General features: G+C 59.6%; 14 protein-coding genes and 1 tRNA gene. 1 reads left to right on the forward strand and 14 read right to left on the reverse strand.

Annotation, left to right across the window (positions count from 1 at the left end; genetic code table 11):
- Positions 1–20: 20 nt before the first annotated feature.
- The 13 genes from VNT00_RS11865 to VNT00_RS11925 form a co-directional block, all read right to left on the reverse strand.
- A complete protein-coding gene (locus VNT00_RS11865; protein ID WP_325587703.1) occupies positions 21–2,222 on the reverse strand; it encodes an AAA family ATPase in 2,202 nt (733 codons plus the stop codon).
- Positions 2,223–2,263: 41 nt separating this feature from the next.
- Positions 2,264–2,953, reverse strand: a complete 690-nt coding sequence (locus tag VNT00_RS11870) for a DUF4391 domain-containing protein (protein WP_325587705.1) — start codon at positions 2,951–2,953, stop codon at positions 2,264–2,266.
- The gene (locus VNT00_RS11875) at positions 2,950–6,237 is read right to left on the reverse strand and encodes a helicase-related protein (RefSeq protein ID WP_325587707.1); all 3,288 of its coding nucleotides are present in this window, start codon (positions 6,235–6,237) and stop codon (positions 2,950–2,952) included. The genes VNT00_RS11870 and VNT00_RS11875 overlap by 4 nt, the downstream gene beginning before the upstream one ends.
- Positions 6,238–6,247: 10 nt before the next feature.
- Positions 6,248–7,294 (reverse strand): Fic family protein, encoded by a 1,047-nt coding sequence (locus tag VNT00_RS11880; RefSeq protein ID WP_325587709.1) that lies wholly within the window; start codon positions 7,292–7,294, stop codon positions 6,248–6,250.
- Positions 7,295–7,464: 170 nt separating this feature from the next.
- Positions 7,465–8,556, reverse strand: coding sequence for a redox-regulated ATPase YchF (ychF, locus tag VNT00_RS11885; RefSeq protein WP_325587711.1), 1,092 nt, complete (start codon positions 8,554–8,556; stop codon positions 7,465–7,467).
- A 67-nt stretch (positions 8,557–8,623) separates the two neighbouring features.
- Entirely contained in the window at positions 8,624–9,403 is a 780-nt protein-coding gene (locus tag VNT00_RS11890) for a CPBP family intramembrane glutamic endopeptidase (protein WP_325587713.1), read from the reverse strand.
- Positions 9,396–9,992, reverse strand: a complete 597-nt coding sequence (pth, locus tag VNT00_RS11895) for an aminoacyl-tRNA hydrolase (RefSeq protein WP_325587715.1) — start codon at positions 9,990–9,992, stop codon at positions 9,396–9,398. The genes VNT00_RS11890 and pth overlap by 8 nt, the downstream gene beginning before the upstream one ends.
- Positions 9,993–10,156: 164 nt before the next feature.
- Positions 10,157–10,777, reverse strand: coding sequence for a 50S ribosomal protein L25/general stress protein Ctc (locus tag VNT00_RS11900; RefSeq protein WP_325587717.1), 621 nt, complete (start codon positions 10,775–10,777; stop codon positions 10,157–10,159).
- Positions 10,778–10,886: 109 nt separating this feature from the next.
- Positions 10,887–11,837 carry a ribose-phosphate pyrophosphokinase gene (locus VNT00_RS11905; RefSeq protein ID WP_325587719.1) on the reverse strand — a complete coding sequence of 317 codons (951 nt, stop codon included), beginning with the start codon at positions 11,835–11,837 and terminating at the stop codon, positions 10,887–10,889.
- A gap of 114 nt (positions 11,838–11,951) precedes the next feature.
- A tRNA-Gln gene (locus VNT00_RS11910) sits at positions 11,952–12,028 on the reverse strand.
- 1 nt (position 12,029) lies between these two features.
- Complete coding sequence (gene ispE / locus VNT00_RS11915; RefSeq protein ID WP_325587720.1) at positions 12,030–13,019, reverse strand: 4-(cytidine 5'-diphospho)-2-C-methyl-D-erythritol kinase; 990 nt, start codon at positions 13,017–13,019, stop codon at positions 12,030–12,032.
- A 7-nt stretch (positions 13,020–13,026) separates the two neighbouring features.
- A complete protein-coding gene (locus VNT00_RS11920; protein ID WP_325587722.1) occupies positions 13,027–13,611 on the reverse strand; it encodes an outer membrane lipoprotein LolB in 585 nt (194 codons plus the stop codon).
- The gene (locus VNT00_RS11925; protein ID WP_325587724.1) at positions 13,608–15,386 is read right to left on the reverse strand and encodes a tetratricopeptide repeat protein; all 1,779 of its coding nucleotides are present in this window, start codon (positions 15,384–15,386) and stop codon (positions 13,608–13,610) included. Before VNT00_RS11925 ends, VNT00_RS11920 begins: the two co-directional genes overlap by 4 nt.
- Positions 15,387–15,475: 89 nt before the next feature.
- Between VNT00_RS11925 and mutM the strand changes: the two genes are divergently transcribed.
- Positions 15,476–16,303 (forward strand): bifunctional DNA-formamidopyrimidine glycosylase/DNA-(apurinic or apyrimidinic site) lyase, encoded by an 828-nt coding sequence (mutM, locus tag VNT00_RS11930; protein WP_325587726.1) that lies wholly within the window; start codon positions 15,476–15,478, stop codon positions 16,301–16,303.
- A gap of 83 nt (positions 16,304–16,386) precedes the next feature.
- Here mutM and VNT00_RS11935 read toward each other — a convergent pair whose 3' ends face one another.
- Positions 16,387–17,058, reverse strand: coding sequence for a methyltransferase family protein (locus VNT00_RS11935; protein WP_325587728.1), 672 nt, complete (start codon positions 17,056–17,058; stop codon positions 16,387–16,389).
- Positions 17,059–17,197 lie beyond the last annotated feature (139 nt).

Consider the following 17,197-nt stretch of genomic DNA (forward strand, 5'->3'; position numbering starts at 1 on the left):
GTACAATTCTTAATACTGTTTCACGCGACCACCATACGGGCCTCGTAATGCTGCTGGAAACCCGCCTCGTCGAACACGGCTTTAAATTTTTCCAAGTAATACGCGAGATCATAGTCTGCGTAGTCCATGACGCTGAAGTTGATACCGTCCTTATGCGACCCTCTATCTAGGAATCGAGCCAACGCCACGAATCGGTTGTCTTGCTGCTCCAGCTTTCCTAAAGCCGCTTTGAATTCTTCGTCCTTGTTGTTGAACGAGAAGAAGTGCTCAAGGATGCAGCGCATGGTGTTCGGCACAACATGGGCTGGCAATTGCTGATCTCTCGCCTCACGGAGGATGAACCAAAGGGCGTCATAATCGTTCATCAGCTCACTCGCCTTCATCGAACTGACTTGGGTGTGCGAATTCTTGGTCACTCTGAATAGCTGGCACTTTCCGTTCTTATCGGTCGCACTAAGCTGCTTCATCAGCTCGTGCAAGAAGAATAGGTTATGGGTCAGCACAATGACTTGGCGAACCTTTTGGCCGCCAGCTGGTGCGATCAATTCCTTGCAAATTACAGCTGCGATGTCAAAGACGTAGTTGACCGAAAGACTGGAAATTGGATCATCTATAACAACAATGGTCTTGTCCAGTTGGAACGTCTCGCCTTCTTTCACTGATCCCTTCAGCAGTTCCATGTAGTAGAGAAAGGAAATCAGGGTCTTCTCCCCCTCGCTCAATGACTTCAATTCGCCACTATTTTTCCCCTGCCGATTTAGACAATACAGGCTTTCTTGCTCTGACTTTCTGGCGATTGAAAAAGCGGAAATCCCCATGTTGGAAAGCCGCTGATTGATAGCAACCATCGCCGCATCCACGCCAGTCTGCTTTCGGCGAAGCTCGGCCAGCGTTACGTTGAGCGATCCTAACTTTGTCGCCAGCCCACTGTCCTCTTTGTCATATCCAGCCTTCTGGTCGAGAAGCGGCGCGGTCATGGCGTCGTATGTAGAAAAGGCTGCGGCTCTGTCTCGGCGAAGGACCTTCCAGAATTCGGCCTTGATACGGCGTTTTTCCGCATCACGATCAGAGATGCGCTGATTGAATCCCGAGATTCGCTGGTTGATTACGGCGAGCTTATCCAGCAAGTCACTCAGGCAGGATTCGGCAATGTTGGCAGGCTCGCTCGGTTTTTCAATTTTCGCTTTCATTGCGATCAGATTGGTCTGCAAGACCAACTTGAGCGCAGACCATGCGCCTGCTAGCCCAGCATCTTCCTTGGCAAACGGGTCTTGCAGTGCTTGATCGACCGAAGCCTCTAATGCAGAAATCGCCGCCTCATATCGCTGGGCGAGGCTTTGGATATGATCAATTTTTGCTTGCCTGTCGCCATCCAAAAGTTTGGAAAGTTCGGCGAGCAAATCATGCGGCATTGCCTGCTGGCAAAAAGGGCACTCCGGGTCATGCGCAAACTCCCGTCCTTTGTTAACCCAGTCGCTGTTCCCCCACTTCTCGATGAGTGGAGCCAACCTGCTTTGTCCAGATACAACGATGCGCTCCTGCCAGATCGCGTCAAGCTCTATCTCCTGGAATCCCGGTTCGCGCAAACTTAGCTTGGACTTCTGGGGTTCGGCCCCTGATACTTCTGCCAATCGTTTCTTTAAATTTTCAATCGTATCCAGCTCTTCGTCTTCGGCAACCTGAATAGCCTTCAGCGCGTCAAAGAAATTCTGTCGATTATTTCCATAGCCCTGTATCAACGGCTGAAGTTCTCCGCCGCTATGAGCGGCATGAGCTTTCCAAACCTCGGCTAGGGCCGTATTTTTCGCAGCAGTCAATGAGTTCGTCGCCGATGCAGTTAGCCCCTTTAACTCTTCACGTCGTGCTTCAGCAGCGGCAATCTCTGGCGTTATTTCTTCAATTTTCTTTTGCGACTGTGTATCGAGTTCACCCAAGGTGAAGATGCCTGGCATTCCAGCTACGCCACCAATCACGCGATCAACGAAGTCACTGTTATAAACCACCGGGCGATACGATCCCTGACCCGAAATCTCAACAGAGCAATGAGCGAAAGCTGGATTTTTCTCGCCCCAGCCATGAATTACTTCGCCAATGGACGACTTGCCGGCGCCATTCAGACCGTAGAAGAGCACGGGCTTCTGGGTGCTCGTATCGAGCTCGATTTCGACCGCTTTGGTCGGATGAAAGCTCTTGTAGTTGGAAATCGAAATCTTCTTTAGCATCGTCGTCCCAAGATATTTCAAATCACATAGCTCAAATTTTTTCAGCGGTTAAATACTTCAGTCTCGTTCTTCAAAGCACGCAAGGCCGCATTGATCTCCACCTTGCGGTTGAACTGCTTTTCCTTCGCCAGTCGCGCTGCTGTTTTATCCAGTTCACGCTGCTTGGCCTGCACCTGCTCCACGCGCGCCACCAGTTCGGTCAGCGTTTCCTGCGGGCGCACGGATAGAGGGATCAGGCGGTGCAGCAACTGCTCGTACAAGCCGCCCAGGTGCAGCGCTACGGGCATGGTTGTCCGCGGGCTGCCGACCGGCAGCCAGTCGGTCGCAAAGTAGTCCGATATCACCCAGCGGTTCGCATCGGACTCGTTCAGGCGTTTGTAGGCGGCGATGACCTGAGTCCTGCCCTCGAAGGCCAGCTCGAACACGATGGGGAACGGAATGGCCCCGTCAATACAACGCAACACGTCACGATGCAGTTCCGGCGTCTTGAGCTGAAGACTGAAAACCTGAATTTCTGGTACGCGGGGTCGAGCAGGCAGGTGAATCGTTTCCGGCGCGAGCTTGAACGCCCAGACGATCTGCTCGACTTGCTTGACGAACAGGTCCTTGAGGCGGGTGGTCGCGCTACTGTGCTCGTATACCTTGCTCTTGGGCAGCGTGCGGCCAAAAGCGGCCTGCGCCGGGTAGGCGATAAAGGCCGGATGTTGGTGCGCGAAGTCTGGCTGGCTCATTCGGCCTCCTGTATCACCAGAAAGGCGATCAACTCGAAATCGTCCAACCCGTTGATGATGTGCGTGAGCGCCGTGGTCTTTCCACCAGTGAACAGGCTGTCGAGGTCCTCTTCTTCCTTCACCTCGATCATCGAACGGATGGCCTTGTTCAACAGATCGGAATACGGCTGCATCTTGCGGCCGTCAGCGGTGGCTTTGTTGAAGCGTTGGCAGACTTCGGCAATCGGTGCCGCTTGCCCTTTGCAGCACGAGCGCACCAGGTCGAGCAGACGCTTGACCTCCGTGTGGTCGTGAACGACTTCGCCATCGCGGTCAATGTACACGAGGTAATAAGGATGCAGTCGGTTGTGCTGTGGCAGGTGGGCGGGCGGGTTCACGCCTGCGTTGCGGTTGCGCAGCGTGAAGATGACGCCGGGGGCGAGGCCGAGATCGTGGTTGGCGGGAACGACGGCGTGCAGTCCATTGGGCGACTTGTCCAGATCGCCGTGGGCCTTTACGTAGTTCAGCAAGTCCATGCGGAAATCGTTGAGGCCAAGATCGGTGATGGAGACGCCGGTTTTCAGGTCTTCCAGCTCAATGACTTCTTCTTGCAGGCGGCGCAGTTGCTCCTTGCGGTAGGACACGTCGTTGGCCTGCGCGGAGATGACGTTGTCGTCGCCGGTGGCGGTGACATCCACGATCATCATCCGGTTTTCGACACGTTCCTTGAGGTTGATGTATTCGTCCAGCGAGATGTCCGGCCAGTAGTTCACCAACTGGATGCTGGTGTTGGGTGAGCCAATGCGATCCACGCGCCCGAAGCGCTGGATGATGCGTACCGGGTTCCAGTGGATGTCGTAGTTGATGAGGTAGTCGCAGTCCTGAAGGTTCTGACCTTCGGAGATGCAGTCCGTGCCGATGAGCACGTCGATTTCGGCTGGCTCATTCGGCAGAACGACGGCCTTCTCTTTCGAACGAGGAGAGAAAAGCGTCAGCAGTTCCTGGAAGTCATACGCTTTGGGCAAGGTGGACTTGGGGCGATCGCTTCCTGTCACCTTGCCGGTATGCAGTTGCAGGGCCTGCAATGCGGGTGCCAGATTGGCGTGCAGATAGTCGGCGGTATCGGCGAAGGCGGTGAAGATCAGGATCTTCTTGTTGCCGGGGTTAATGGGGTTGGTGATCTTGCCCAGCACATGCCCCTTGAGATGCTGGAGCTTGGCATCGTCCTCGGGCGTGATCCTCGCCATCGAGGTCAGCAGCACTTCGATGTGGGCGAGATCGGCTTTCAGGTCGTGTTCCCACGAGGGCAAGTCCATATCGGACAGGCTGATCTTGAGCTTGCCACCGGTGTCGCTGCCTTGTTCGAGTTCATCGAGCAGGTCGTCTTCTTCGGCATCAAGGTCTTCCAGCACGCCGGTCATGTCATCCACGCTGGCCGCGCTGCCGGTCTGTTTGAAGGCCGCGATCTGCGCCAGCGTGTTCTGGTGGTTGGCTTGCAGCGATTGCAGCGTCAGCCTGAAGGACTGGACGGAGCTTTCCAGCCGCTTGAGCAGGTTGACCGTCATCAAGCGTTGCAGGCCGCTTTCCCGGCCTTCCAGGCTCAGGTTGCCCTTCTCGTCACCAGACTGTTCATTGAAACGCTCAATGTATTGCTGGCGCTTGCTGGCGAGGATGTATTTGGCGGGTGCGTACACCGCCAGCAGGAGCTGGGTCAGTTGCTCGAAAATCTCGTTGAAACCCATCACGTCATCGCGCGTCGTCAGCGCGCAATGGAACGACAAGGGCTTGCGGCGCTCAGGAAAATGGCCAATGTCCTTGGTGTCGTAGAAGGTCTGGATATGCCTGCGCGAGCGCGCGATGGTGACGCTGTCGAGCAGCTCGAAGAAGTCGAAGTCCAGCGCATCCAGAATGGCGCGTGGCGTGCGTTGCTCCGGCGGCAGCTTCGACCAGGCATTGAATGCTTTCTGCGCGTTGCGGAAGACCTCTTCCACCGATTTGCTGGTGCGCAGCTTCTTGTTGAGATTTTCCGAGTCGCCTTCATAGGCGAGCGCGAGCTGGTTCCTCAGATCCGTGAAGCGGTTGTTGACCGGCGTGGCAGAGAGCATCAATACCTTGGTCTTCACGCCTTCACGAATGACCTTGTTCATCAGCTTCTGGTAGCGGGTTTCCTTGTCCTTGTAGGCGTCGTTGTTGCGGAAATTGTGCGATTCGTCGATGACGACGAGGTCATAGTTGCCCCAGTTGATGCGGTTGAGCGGCGTGCCGAACGATTCGCCGCTGGTACGGCTCAGGTCAGTGTGGGCCAGAACGTCGTAGCCGAAGCGATCCTTGGCGAAAGGGTTGGTCTTGAGGTTGCGGTTGTAGTTGAGCCAGTTGTCGGCCAGCTTCTTGGGGCACAACACCAGGACGGACTTGTTGCGCAGCTCGTAATACTTGACCACGGCCAGCGCGGTGAAGGTCTTGCCAAGGCCGACGCTGTCGGCAAGGATGCAGCCGCTGTAGGTCTCCAGCTTGTTGATGATGCCGGTGGCCGCGTCCTTCTGGTAGTTGAAGAGCTTGTTCCAGATCAGCGTGTCCTGATAGCCGGTGCGGTCGTTGGGCAGGACGTCTTCGTCGATGTCGCCCAAGAACTCATTGAAGATGTTGTAGAGCACCAGGAAATAGATGCTCTCGGGCGCGTTTTCCTGATAAACCGAGGCGATGTGGTCGCAGATTTGGGCCGTGACGTCTTCCAGTTTTTCCGGGTCGTTCCAGATTTGATCGAACAGGCTCAGGTAGGTGGCCGTAAAACTGGGTTCGTCCATCTTGTTGACCAAGTTGGACACGGCATTGCCCTGTTGGTAGCCCAGATCGACGGCGGTAAAGCCGTGTAGCGGCATATAGGCAGTGTCGGTACTGCCCGACTGCACGCAGGCGAACTGCTGCATGGGAGCTTTGCTGCGATTGCTTCTGAATTTGGCCTTACGTCGTAGCCAGTCGGCGCATTCCCGGGCAACCGCCCTTTGGGTGAGTTGGTTGCGCAATTGGATTTCGAACTCGCTACCGTACAGGTTACGCTCCCGCTCCAGCTTGGGGATGTGGAACTCGCGGCGTTCCTTGCGGATCTTGTCTGTGACTTCGTCGGCCACAAAGGTGGGAGAGGTGAAGATGAAGTCCAGTTCATCGATCTTTTCCAGTTCGGACTTCAAGGCCTCGTAGGCATACATTGAAAAGCACGAGGCTGCAATCTTCAGGCGCGCGCCGGTCCTGAGAGTCTGCTTAAGATCGTCGCCTAGCAAGCGGCTGATGTTGTCGATCAGTTCCATCGTGCTCCCCTTACGCTCGCTTGATCCATTTCGCCCCACGCCCTTTGCCAGTAGACTCAATCAACCCTTCTGACTTAAGTGCCCGCAACACCTGCCGTACCATGTCCCGACTCACTCCCGGGCAAGCCGCCTCAACCTCCGAAATCGAAAATGGTAAAGTGCGCCCCAGGACGTCCGCCCGCACGCGGTCGCCCTTGCTGCCACGCCCCCGCTCGATGGTGCCAACACGCTTCTCGAACTCCCGGTAAGCCCGGAGCAAGGCACCCCAGAAGTAGTCCAGCCAGGGTTTGACGTCATGTTGCCCCTGATGCCATCCCTGCGAACTGGCTTCCAACGTCTCGTAATAGCCTTCCTTAGTGCTCTCAAAGATGCGCTCCAGGCTGATGTAACGGCCTACGGCATAGTCGAAGCGATAAAGCATCAATAAGGTCAACAAGCGGGACATACGCCCGTTGCCATCCGGAAAAGGATGAATACACAGAAAGTCGAGCATCGCCAGCGGCACCAGCACCAGCGGATCGGCCAAATGCTGATCCAGTGAGGTGGCGTAATAGCGGCTCAGATCGGCCATGGCCATCGGCGTCAGATGCGCAGCAACCGGCTGGAAACGCAGCCGTGAAGCGCCGTCTGAATAGCGTTCGATGATGTCATTATTGGCGGCCTTCCAGCGCCCGCCACCCTGCGGCATGTAGTGGTAAAGCAAGGCATGCAATTGCTGCACCACACCTTCGTTGAAAGCCATGTTCTCAGCCGATTCGTGAATCAGCGCCAGGGCATCGCGATAACCGGCAATTTCCTGTTCAGAGCGGCTCTTGGGCGCCACGTTGCGGATCACCAGTGACTTCAACCGCGAGGGAGCGACGACAACGCCTTCTAGCCGGTTAGAAGACTCAGTGGACTCAACCACGGCAATCTGACGCAGTCCTTTGAGAGCTTCCGGCGACTGCGTAGTATAAAGCTGTTGCTTGCCCTGGTACTCGCCCAATAACCGCAACGAGGCTGCTTGGGTGCCATCGAAGCGAAGCGCTGCGAGGTACTCGGGTGTGAGCGAATGCATTGAAATGTAAGCTCGGCCTGTGTAAATGGGGTAATCATAGCCTTTAAATGGGGTATTGTCTCGAAAAGTACCTCATTACTACTATTTCATCACCCCATTTTCTGAGCGTAGGTCGGCCTGCGCAAGGCCTGCTCAATCCAACGCGCCCCGCTCCGATATCCACCCATCCATCACACGTTGAATAAAAAATTCAACACGTCCCCGTCCTTCACCACATACTCCTTGCCCTCAGCCCGCATCTTGCCGGCTTCCTTGGCGCCCTGCTCGCCCTTGCAGGCGATGAAGTCGTCGAAGCCTATGGTCTGCGCGCGGATGAAGCCGCGCTCGAAGTCGGTGTGGATGACGCCGGCGGCCTTGGGGGCCGTGTCGCCGATGTGGATGGTCCAGGCGCGGACTTCTTTGACGCCGGCCGTGAAGTAGGTTTGCAGGCCCAGCAGCGTGTAGGCGGCGCGGATCACGCGGTTCAGGCCGGGCTCGTCCATGCCCATGTCGGCCAGGAACACGCTTTTGTCTTCGTCGTCCAGCTCGGCGATTTCAGCCTCGACCGCGGCGCATACCGCCACGACGGGCGAGTTCTCGGCCTGCGCATAGTTCTGCACGGCTTCCAGATGCGGGTTGTTGCTGAAGCCGTCTTCCTTCACGTTGGCCACGTACATGCAGCGCTTGGCGGTGATGAAGCAGAACTGCTTGATGAGGGCGAGCTCGTCGTCGTCCAGGCCCAGCGAACGGATGGGGCGGGCCTCGTTCAGGACGGGAATGATTTTTTCCAGCACGGCCACGAGCTTGATGGCCTCCTTGTCGCCCGCGCGCGCCGTCTTCTGGTTGCGCTGCAGGGCCTTATCGGCCGAGGCCAGGTCGGCCAGCGCCAGCTCGGTGTTGATGACTTCGATATCCGAGATGGGGTCGATGCGGCCCGCAACGTGAATGACGTTGTCGTCCTCGAAGCAGCGCACCACATGCACGATGGCATCGGTTTCGCGGATATTGGCCAGGAACTGGTTGCCCAGCCCCTCGCCCTTGGAGGCGCCCGCCACCAGGCCGGCGATGTCGACGAACTCGACCACGGCCGGCAGGATGCGCTCGGGCTTGGCGATTTCGGCCAGGGCGGCCAGGCGCTGGTCGGGCACTTCGACCACGCCCACATTGGGCTCGATCGTGCAGAAGGGGTAGTTTTCCGCCGCAATGCCCGCCTTGGTCAACGCATTGAATAGAGTAGATTTTCCTACGTTGGGCAGGCCAACGATGCCGCATTGCAGAGCCATGAATATCCTGTTTTCTTAATTGAAGCTGTAATTTGCAGCCATTTTACCGTGCCGGGGCAGGCATCATTCAAGCCGCCAGCTGCGGCACCGTGTGCAGCACGATCCACACGATCAGCAACGGGCCGCTGTTGAACAAGCCATGCAGCAGCATGGAAGCGCCGATTCCCCGGCGCACGCGCATCCAGCCCAGCGCCAGCCCGGTCAGCCACTGCGGCAGCACCAGCAAAGGCATCAACCAGTAGGGGGTGTCGTGCAGCGAAAAATTATGCAGATGTATTGCCGCGAAAAGCAGGCACGACACATGGAACACCCACGGAAACCAGGCCTGGTAGGCGCGGCGTTGGCGCCAGGACAATTGGCGAACAGCCCTGTCCAGCGAGAATGGGCGGCTCTCTATGCGCCAGCACAGCAGCACAATGGCCGCGACCAGCACCATCGTGCTCCATCTTGACCCCGCGAGCATGGCCACCACGGCCACGGGAAGCAGCCACAACGCCCGGCCGGGCCGGCGCAAGCCGTAGCGAAAGACCAGCTCTTCCACGACGGGCGCCCACAGTACCGCCTGCAGCCACGGAATATTGCCGAGGTCCAGCCGGTGCTGGGCTCCTCCCGCGCCTGCCGCCATGAAGGCGATGGGTCCCAGGAACACCATGTTCACGAACCAAAGAAACGCGGCCCATTGCAGCATCTGGCGCCAGGACACGACAGGCAGCCAGTCGGCCTGCCAGCTATTGCACGCCGCGCAGCGGCCCGGCGCTCTGGGCGCCAGGCGCGGCCGCGCCAGAAAGCGCGCGAACAGCCGGAACTCGTCGCGAAACCGGCCGCCGGCGGGATCGGCCTTAAGCACTGTTTCCTTCGTGCAACTGATGCATCGCTTTGGTGAAATCGCCTTTCAGCATCAGCGGAACCACGGCCCGACAGCGGTCGATCACCCCTTCAATGGCCTGGAGCTCTTCGCGCTTGGGCGGGTTGAGCACGAACCCCACCACCTGCTGCGCCAGCCCCAGCGACCGGGGATGGCCGATGCCGATGCGCAGGCGCCAGAAGTTCGGGCTGGAAAAAGCCGACTGGATATCGCGCAGGCCATTGTGCCCGGCGTGCCCGCCGCCCTGCTTCATCTTGACCTGCCCCGGCAGCAGATCCAGCTCGTCGTGCAGCACCAGTACCTCTTCGGGCGCCAGCTTGTAGAAGCGCATGAGCGCGCCGGCCGCCTGGCCCGAACGGTTCATGAACGTGGTGGGCTTGGCCAGCACCACGGGTTCGCCTTCGAAGCGCCCCTTGGCCACCCAGGCGGAAAAACCTTTTTCCAGACTGAAGCCGGCCTTGAAATCGTCGGCCAGATGGTCTGCCAGCCAGAAGCCCGCATTATGGCGCGTGGTTTCGTACTCGGGGCCGGGGTTGCCCAGCCCGATGATCAGGCGGATAGGAGGCTTCATAGGTCGCTATAAAATATGACGGTGTCCGGATCGATGCCGGCGGCATGCCGGACCGGATGGTGGACATGGTAAAACAAAACCCCTGATGGCAGCCGCCAGCAGGGGTTCTTGCCCTGCCCCGCCGTCGGTCAGGACAGCGCGGGCACAGCCACGAAACACGATGATTATTCGGCTTCGGGAGCGGCAGGCGCTTCAGGGGCCGCTTCGTCGTCGCCAGCACCGCCGGCCTTGACGGGAGCAGTAGCCAATGCGGGGTTGCCGTCGCCGCCGTGGGCTGCGAAGGTCACGCCCTTGGGCAGGGAAACCTGATCCAGGTGGAACGTGGCGCCCGCTTCAAGCGTGCCCAGGTCGACCGTGATGGAGGCAGGCAGATCCGCCGGCAGGCAGGAGATTTCGAGCTCGGTCAGCAGGTGGCTGATGATGGACTTGCCAACCTTCACCGCGGGCGAGTTTTCGCCGTTGATGAAATGCAGCGGCACCTTGGTGGTGATGGCATGCGTTGCATCGACACGCTGGAAATCGACGTGCAGGACTTGCTGCTTGTAGGGGTGCCATTGAACCGAACGCAACAGGACCTGTTCGGTCTTGCCTTCGAGCTCCATGCCCAGGATGGACGCGTGGAATTCTTCCTTGCGCAGGGCGTGGTAGATTTCGTTGTGATCGAGTTCGATGTTCAGCGGCTGTGCCTTGCCGCCGTAGACGATGGCGGGGACACGACCAGCGCGGCGCAGGCGGCGGCTCGCACTCGTACCCTGAACGCTACGCAAAGTGGCATTGAATTTCATGGAAAAGCTCCAAAAACAATGGGCATGAAAGCCCTGTGGTAAACCGCGGCGCTCATGCGCCGCGCTGTATCGCTGCCTGCCGCGACCAGCAGGCAACGGAAAACGGATTTTAATCGACGAACAACGAACTGACCGATTCGGCGTTGGAAATGCGCAGCATGGTTTCGCCCAGCAGCGACGCGCACGACAACTGGCGGATCTTGCCGCAGCCGCGCGACTCGTCGGACAAGGGAATGGTGTCGGTGACAACCAGCTCGTCGAGGTCGGATTCGGAGATGCGCTGCACCGCGCCGCCCGACAGGACGGCATGGGTACAGTAGGCGTAAACGCCCAGGGCGCCGCGTTCTTTCAGGGCCTGGGCCGCCTTGCACAACGTGCCGGCCGTATCGACCATATCGTCCATGATGATGCAGGTGCGGCCGTCGATTTCGCCGATGATGTTCATGACTTCGGACACGTTGGCCCGCGGACGGCGCTTGTCGATGATGGCCAGGTCGGCCTCGAGCTGCTTGGCCAGCGCCCGGGCGCGCACCACGCCGCCGATGTCGGGCGACACCACCACGACGTTCTGGTAGTTGCGGCGCCAGATATCGCCCAGCAGCACCGGACTTGCGTAGACGTTGTCGACGGGAATGTCGAAAAAGCCCTGGATTTGGTCGGCATGCAGGTCCATGGTCATGACGCGGTCGACGCCGGCGACCTGCAGCATGTTGGCCACGACCTTAGCCGAAATGGCCACGCGCGCCGAGCGCGGGCGGCGGTCCTGGCGGGCATAGCCGAAATAAGGCATGGCGGCGGTGATGCGGCCCGCCGAAGCGCGGCGCAAGGCATCGACCATGACCATGACTTCCATGAGGTTGTCGTTGGTCGGCGCGCAAGTGGGCTGCAGCACGAAAACGTCTTTGCCGCGAACGTTCTCGTTGATTTCGACCATGACCTCGCCATCGGAGAAACGGCCCACGGTCATTTTGCCCAACGACATATCCAGGTGATTGACAACATCGACCGCCAGGCGAGGATTGGCGGTGCCGGTAAAAATCATGAATCTGTCGTTGGTCATGATGGAAGGTATATGTTCCGAGTCGTTAAACGACAAAGCTGTTGACCAGCACACCCGTTCGGGGCCGACTCAACAGCTCGTTTAACTGCAAAGCCTGGGATAGGCTTAGAAAGTTGGCTGGGGAAGAAGGATTCGAACCTTCGCATGCTGGAATCAAAATCCAGTGCCTTAACCAGCTTGGCGATTCCCCAATTAATCTTGCAACCAGTGCCTTAGCGGATGATCGACAAGACCCGGGCAAGCCCACGCGTTATCGATGACTGCATCGCCACCGGTACTACTGCTTTTATTACTAATGCAGCGTATTTTACCGATAATTTCCTGCTGACATCCAGCCGCTTGCTCCATGCTTACAAATTCGGCAAAAAGACAAGCGCCCGATCCTGTCATTCTTGGCTGTATTCCCTGCTCGAGCAGCCATTCGGCTGCGCGGCGAACCGCGGGATACTTGCCAAAAACAACCGGCTCCAAATCGTTGCGTCCAAAAAAAGGAACCTGGCCTTCAAACCAGCCACCGGGTTGACTAAGCCGACTCAAGCTGCCGCGGCTAAGGCTACCGTTTTTTTTCGCTTCAATTTTTTGCCAATCAGCAAAGACCGATATTTTGATGCATGGAGAATTTCTTGTCAAATCGGGGGCCGAAAACACTCCTGCGGTCGGCACCTTCTGATGCGGCCGCACCACGACGTAAGCGCGCTCGGGCACGCCGACCGGGCTCAGTATTTCGCCTATGCCTTCAGCGAAGGCCGGCTGGCCGAACACAAACACCGGCACGTCCGCCCCCAGCGGCAGGGCCAGCCGCATCAGCGCCTGCCGGTCCAGGCCCGTCTTCCACAAACGGTTGAGGGCGATGAGCGTGCTGGCGGCGTCGCTGGACCCGCCCCCCAGACCGGCGCCCGTTGGAATCTGCTTTACGTAATGAATTTGGGCGCCCTGCCTGGTGCCGGTGGCCTGCTGCAAGGCCCGGGCCGCCCGCGCAACCAGGTCCTGGGCGGGATCCAGGCCTTCGACGGCGCTGTCGCACATGATGCGGCCATCGGCGCGCAAATCGAAATGCAGCGTGTCGTACAGGCCGATGAAGCGGAACACCGACTGCAGAAGATGGTAGCCATCGGGCCGGCGGCCCACGACGTGCAGGAACAGATTGATCTTGGCCGGCGCCGGGACGTCGTACAGTACCATGCCCGCCCTAGTCGCCGTCGACGACCAGGCGCACGCTGATGTCGCGATCCGCTTCACCGCGGCTCAAGCGGAGCAGGCGGGGGCCCAGGCTGTCGTAGCGCGAAAGGGCCACCTGCCAGCCTGCCTGCGTGAACTCGATGGGCTGTCCCGCGTCGTTCTTGCGCAACTCGCCGACCGGCGCCGCGCCGGTTCGCCCGCGCAGCCAGTCGCGCAAACCCGCGACCGGGATCGGGCTGCCCAGCACCTTGGCAACCAGGCCGTCGGCGTCGACAGCGCTTTCGGTGTCGCCATTGCTGCGTGTCATGACTGCCATGCGCGGCGAAACCTTGACCCGCGCCAGCGTGCTGCCCAGGGGGTTGGCCAGGTCGAGCACCAATTGGTCGCCCGCATCGTGCCAGGCAAAGCCGCCCTGCACCGCATCTTGATGGCCATCGCGATAGGCCACGGTTACGGCAAAACGGCCCGTACGGTCGAAAGCCCGGCTGCCGCCCTCGCCGACGATTTTGTTCGGAGTGGCGCAGGCCGCCAGCAGCAGCCCGCAAAAACCGGCCAGCATTCCCGCCCGCCAGCGCCTCGCCCAGGCTGCCATCATGGCAGCTTCACCTTGAAGCGCTCGAGCGTCTTCAGCAGGGTTTCGTTGTCGGGGTCCTTGGCCATGCCGGCCGCCCAGACCTTGCGGGCCTCGTCATGCCGCTTCAGCTTCCAGAGCACTTCGCCCAAATGGGCGGCCACTTCGGCAATGGGCATGATGTTGTACGAACGCTGCAAATATCCCAGCGCCGCCTGCAGGTCGTTGACCCGGTAAAAATACCAGCCCACGCTGTCCAGAATAAAGGGACTGTCGGGCTGCAAGTCCAGAGCCCGCTCCAGCAGTTCCTGGGCCTCGTCCAGGCGCGTGTTCTGGTCGGCCAGGGTATAGCCCAAGGCGTTGTAGGCGTCGGCGTCGTTCGGCTCCAGCTCGATCACGCGCCGCATCAGCTTCTCGAACTCGTCCAGCTTGCCCTGCCTTTCGTACAACATGCCCAGGTCGAACTTGATTTCGGCGCTGTCGGGCAGGCTTTTGTCGGCCTTGACCAGCACCTCGACAGCCTGGTCGGAGCGCCCTGCATCACGATAGATGGAGCTCATGGTCAGGGCCTTTACCGCCCGCTCATGGCGGCTTTGCGCCTTGGCCGCATCTATGGTCTTGCGCGCCTGCGGAATATTGCCCAGGCGGCCCTGCAGCACGGCCTGGTGCATGCGGGCCTGAAACACCAGCGCGGGGTCGTCGATGAGCTCCAGTTGCTTGATCGCCTCGTCCAGCCTGTTTTGCTTTTCGGCGATCTTGACCAGCAGAAGGCGGGCGTCCGAGGCGTCCGACATGGCGTTGCTGGCCCGATCGTCGATGGACTGGCGGCGCTGCGTCTGGACATTGATGTACTCGTTCAGCAAAGACTTGGCCTGCTCGTAGCGGCCGGCCTGGAAATTGACCTCGGCCTCGGTGTAGAGCAGGTCGAAATCCTCGGGCGCGGCCTGGCGCATGCGATGCACCAGCGCCAGCGCGCCCTCGAAATCCTTGCGGTCGACCAGCCGGCTGGCCAGCAGCAGTTGCAGCCGGCGCGCCTGGGGGTGTTTGTCGATGAAGTCGTAAGCGGACTGTATGGCCTGGCCCGGGTCGTCCTTCAGGCCGTATTCGAGCAGGCGCTGCGCCGCCGGCTCGGAGTTGGGATCCATGGTCAGCGCCTGGCGCGCCTCGCCCAGGGCCCGAGCTACGTCGCCCGCCGCCCAGGCCGCATCGGACAGCGCCAAATGAGCGACGGGCGTGGCGCGCGCCGGACCATCCAGCGCCTGATCCAGGATTTCCAGCGCCACCTTTTTGTCGTTCAGTTTGCTGACGATGACCAGGGCCTGGCCGATGGCCGTGCTTTTATCGCTGGCCTTGGCGATGCGTTCGCGCAATGCCAAGGCCATGCCGGCGGTCTGGCCGTTCGAGGCCGCCAGCGCCAGGGAACTGGCTACCGCCTCCTGGTCGCCGGGTGCAAGAAACGCCCATTCTTGCGCAGCCTCCTGGGCGCGGCGCATATTGCGGTCGACAATGGATAGCTGAAACGCTTTTTTCGCCAGGCGGGGGTCCGATGTGTCCTTGGCCAGATCCAGGTACCCCTGGCTGGCCGTGTCGTAGTCACCGCGCTGGGCGGCGATTTCGGAAGCCAATATGCGGTAGAGGAGATCACCTGTCAGCTTGACGACGGGCGGCTCGCCGGCCCGCAACCGGATCTGCTCGACGTGCTGGCCCGACCCTGGCTCCGGGGCGGCAAGGGCCGCGGCGGGAATCTGCAGGAACAAGCTGGAAAAGACAGCCAAAAAAACAGAGTTTGAAGGTTTCATTCATCAGAACCATTGCCGCCGAGGCCGAATGGCCCGACATGGCAAAATAACATAACGTTTTAGTTTTATTAGGATGTTAGCACCCCGACATGCCAGAACTGCCAGAAGTTGAAACCACTCGTCGCGGAATAGCGACGATTATGCCCGGACATGTGCTCCAACGCCTCATTGTGCACGAGCCGCGCATGCGCTGGCCCGTCCCTCCCGGCCTTTCCGACCTGGTTCAGGGCCGGGAAGTGCAAAGCTGCGAGCGCCGGGGCAAATACCTGCTGATCAATTTTGCATCCGGCACGATGATTGTCCATCTTGGCATGTCGGGTTCGCTGCGCCGCGTGGCGCTGGATGAAGAACGGCGCAAGCACGACCACGTCGAATGGGTGTTCGAGCATGCGCGATTCCTGCTGCACGACCCGCGCCGCTTCGGCGCCGTGCTGTGGCACCCGGCGGCCAACGGCCCCATCCTGCAGCATCCGCTGCTTGCGAAGCTGGGACTGGAACCCTTCGATCCCCTATTCACCCCCGAATGGCTGCACCGGCATCTGCAAGGCAAGAGCCTGGCCATCAAGCAGGCCTTGCTGGCCGGCCAGATCGTCGTGGGCGTGGGCAATATCTATGCATCCGAGGCCTTGTTCCGCGCCCGCATCCACCCCGAAACCGCCTCCGGCAAGCTATCGCTGAAACGTTGCGCCCTGCTGTGCGACGCGGTCCGGGCGACCCTGGCCGACGCCCTGGAATCGGGCGGCAGCACCCTGCGGGACTACGTGAACGCCGGCGGGCAGGCCGGCGCCTATTTCGAGATTCACGCGGCCGTCTACGACCGCGAAAAACAAGCCTGCCGCCAATGCGGGACACCCATACGCAAAATCGTGCAAGGCCAGCGCGCCACGTACTTCTGCCCCAAATGCCAGCGTAAATAAGCCGATGGCCTGATGCACGAAAAGGAGCCGCCGGCTACGGCCCTGCCGGAGACGCGGCGGCTCGCGCCGCGAATATGAGGGTATCAGGGCAAGTGCAGCAGCACGGGCAGCCACCCGCAGCCCTGGGCATACTCGATGAACTCGAAAACGGGCACAGCCAGGAAATAAGGCAGCGCATCGCGCACCGTATTCCATAACCCGCCAACGTCGATCAGCAGGTCTTTATCGGACTGCCACCGCGCAAGCCTGGGCCAGAAGCGCGGCACCCGCGCGCAATACAGGTCGAACTCCGAGCCGAAAACCCTGCGGAGCAGAATTTCTTCCTGGCCGATGACGTAATTGAAAACACCATACACGCACACGGCCAAAAGCAAGCCGAAGACCACGCTGCCGGTCTGCATGCCGATACCGGCGACGGCTGTCACGGAAAACAGATAAAGCGGATTGCGGCTGACCGAGTACGGCCCCTGATGAACCAGCGTTGCCCCCTTATGGCCGCCCAAGTACAGAATGCACCAGCTGCGGCCCAGGAAAGCCGCAAAAATCAGGGTCAGGCCCAGCCATTCAATGCCGCGATGCACGGGCGACCCGCTTGCCCAGGTCGAAGCCAGAAAAGGCGAAATGAGTACGGCAAGAACTCCCAGCGCAACCAGCGTGTAGCGCCGCCGCACCTGGACAATGGACAGCCGCCTCCAGATTTCATCGATGCTTCGTTCGGAAAGCGCGGACGGGCGGTGATGGGCGGTAAAAAACATGCAATCGTTCCTTCGCAAAACAGGCCGGCGCACGCACATGCGCAACTCAGCCGCCTGCCAGAATACGAAGCACGGCATGAAAAAAGCGTTGATTATTTCTGAATGAAAACTGAATGAACCGCCGGATCGCCATTCAGGT

Source organism: Eoetvoesiella sp., assembly GCF_035555955.1.
Taxonomy (GTDB): domain Bacteria; phylum Pseudomonadota; class Gammaproteobacteria; order Burkholderiales; family Burkholderiaceae_B; genus Eoetvoesia.

Coding starts and splice junctions, on each gene's coding strand:
- mutM (WP_325587726.1), top strand. CDS start 15,476: ATGCCAGAACTGCCAGAAGTTGAAACCACTCGTCGCGGAATAGCGACG.
- ychF (WP_325587711.1), bottom strand. CDS start 8,556: ATGGCTCTGCAATGCGGCATCGTTGGCCTGCCCAACGTAGGAAAATCT.
- VNT00_RS11925 (WP_325587724.1), bottom strand. CDS start 15,386: ATGAAACCTTCAAACTCTGTTTTTTTGGCTGTCTTTTCCAGCTTGTTC.
- ispE (WP_325587720.1), bottom strand. CDS start 13,019: ATGGTACTGTACGACGTCCCGGCGCCGGCCAAGATCAATCTGTTCCTG.
- VNT00_RS11870 (WP_325587705.1), bottom strand. CDS start 2,953: ATGAGCCAGCCAGACTTCGCGCACCAACATCCGGCCTTTATCGCCTAC.
- VNT00_RS11865 (WP_325587703.1), bottom strand. CDS start 2,222: ATGCTAAAGAAGATTTCGATTTCCAACTACAAGAGCTTTCATCCGACC.
- VNT00_RS11935 (WP_325587728.1), bottom strand. CDS start 17,058: ATGTTTTTTACCGCCCATCACCGCCCGTCCGCGCTTTCCGAACGAAGC.
- VNT00_RS11900 (WP_325587717.1), bottom strand. CDS start 10,777: ATGAAATTCAATGCCACTTTGCGTAGCGTTCAGGGTACGAGTGCGAGC.
- VNT00_RS11905 (WP_325587719.1), bottom strand. CDS start 11,837: ATGACCAACGACAGATTCATGATTTTTACCGGCACCGCCAATCCTCGC.
- VNT00_RS11875 (WP_325587707.1), bottom strand. CDS start 6,237: ATGGAACTGATCGACAACATCAGCCGCTTGCTAGGCGACGATCTTAAG.
- VNT00_RS11920 (WP_325587722.1), bottom strand. CDS start 13,611: ATGATGGCAGCCTGGGCGAGGCGCTGGCGGGCGGGAATGCTGGCCGGT.
- VNT00_RS11880 (WP_325587709.1), bottom strand. CDS start 7,294: ATGCATTCGCTCACACCCGAGTACCTCGCAGCGCTTCGCTTCGATGGC.
- pth (WP_325587715.1), bottom strand. CDS start 9,992: ATGAAGCCTCCTATCCGCCTGATCATCGGGCTGGGCAACCCCGGCCCC.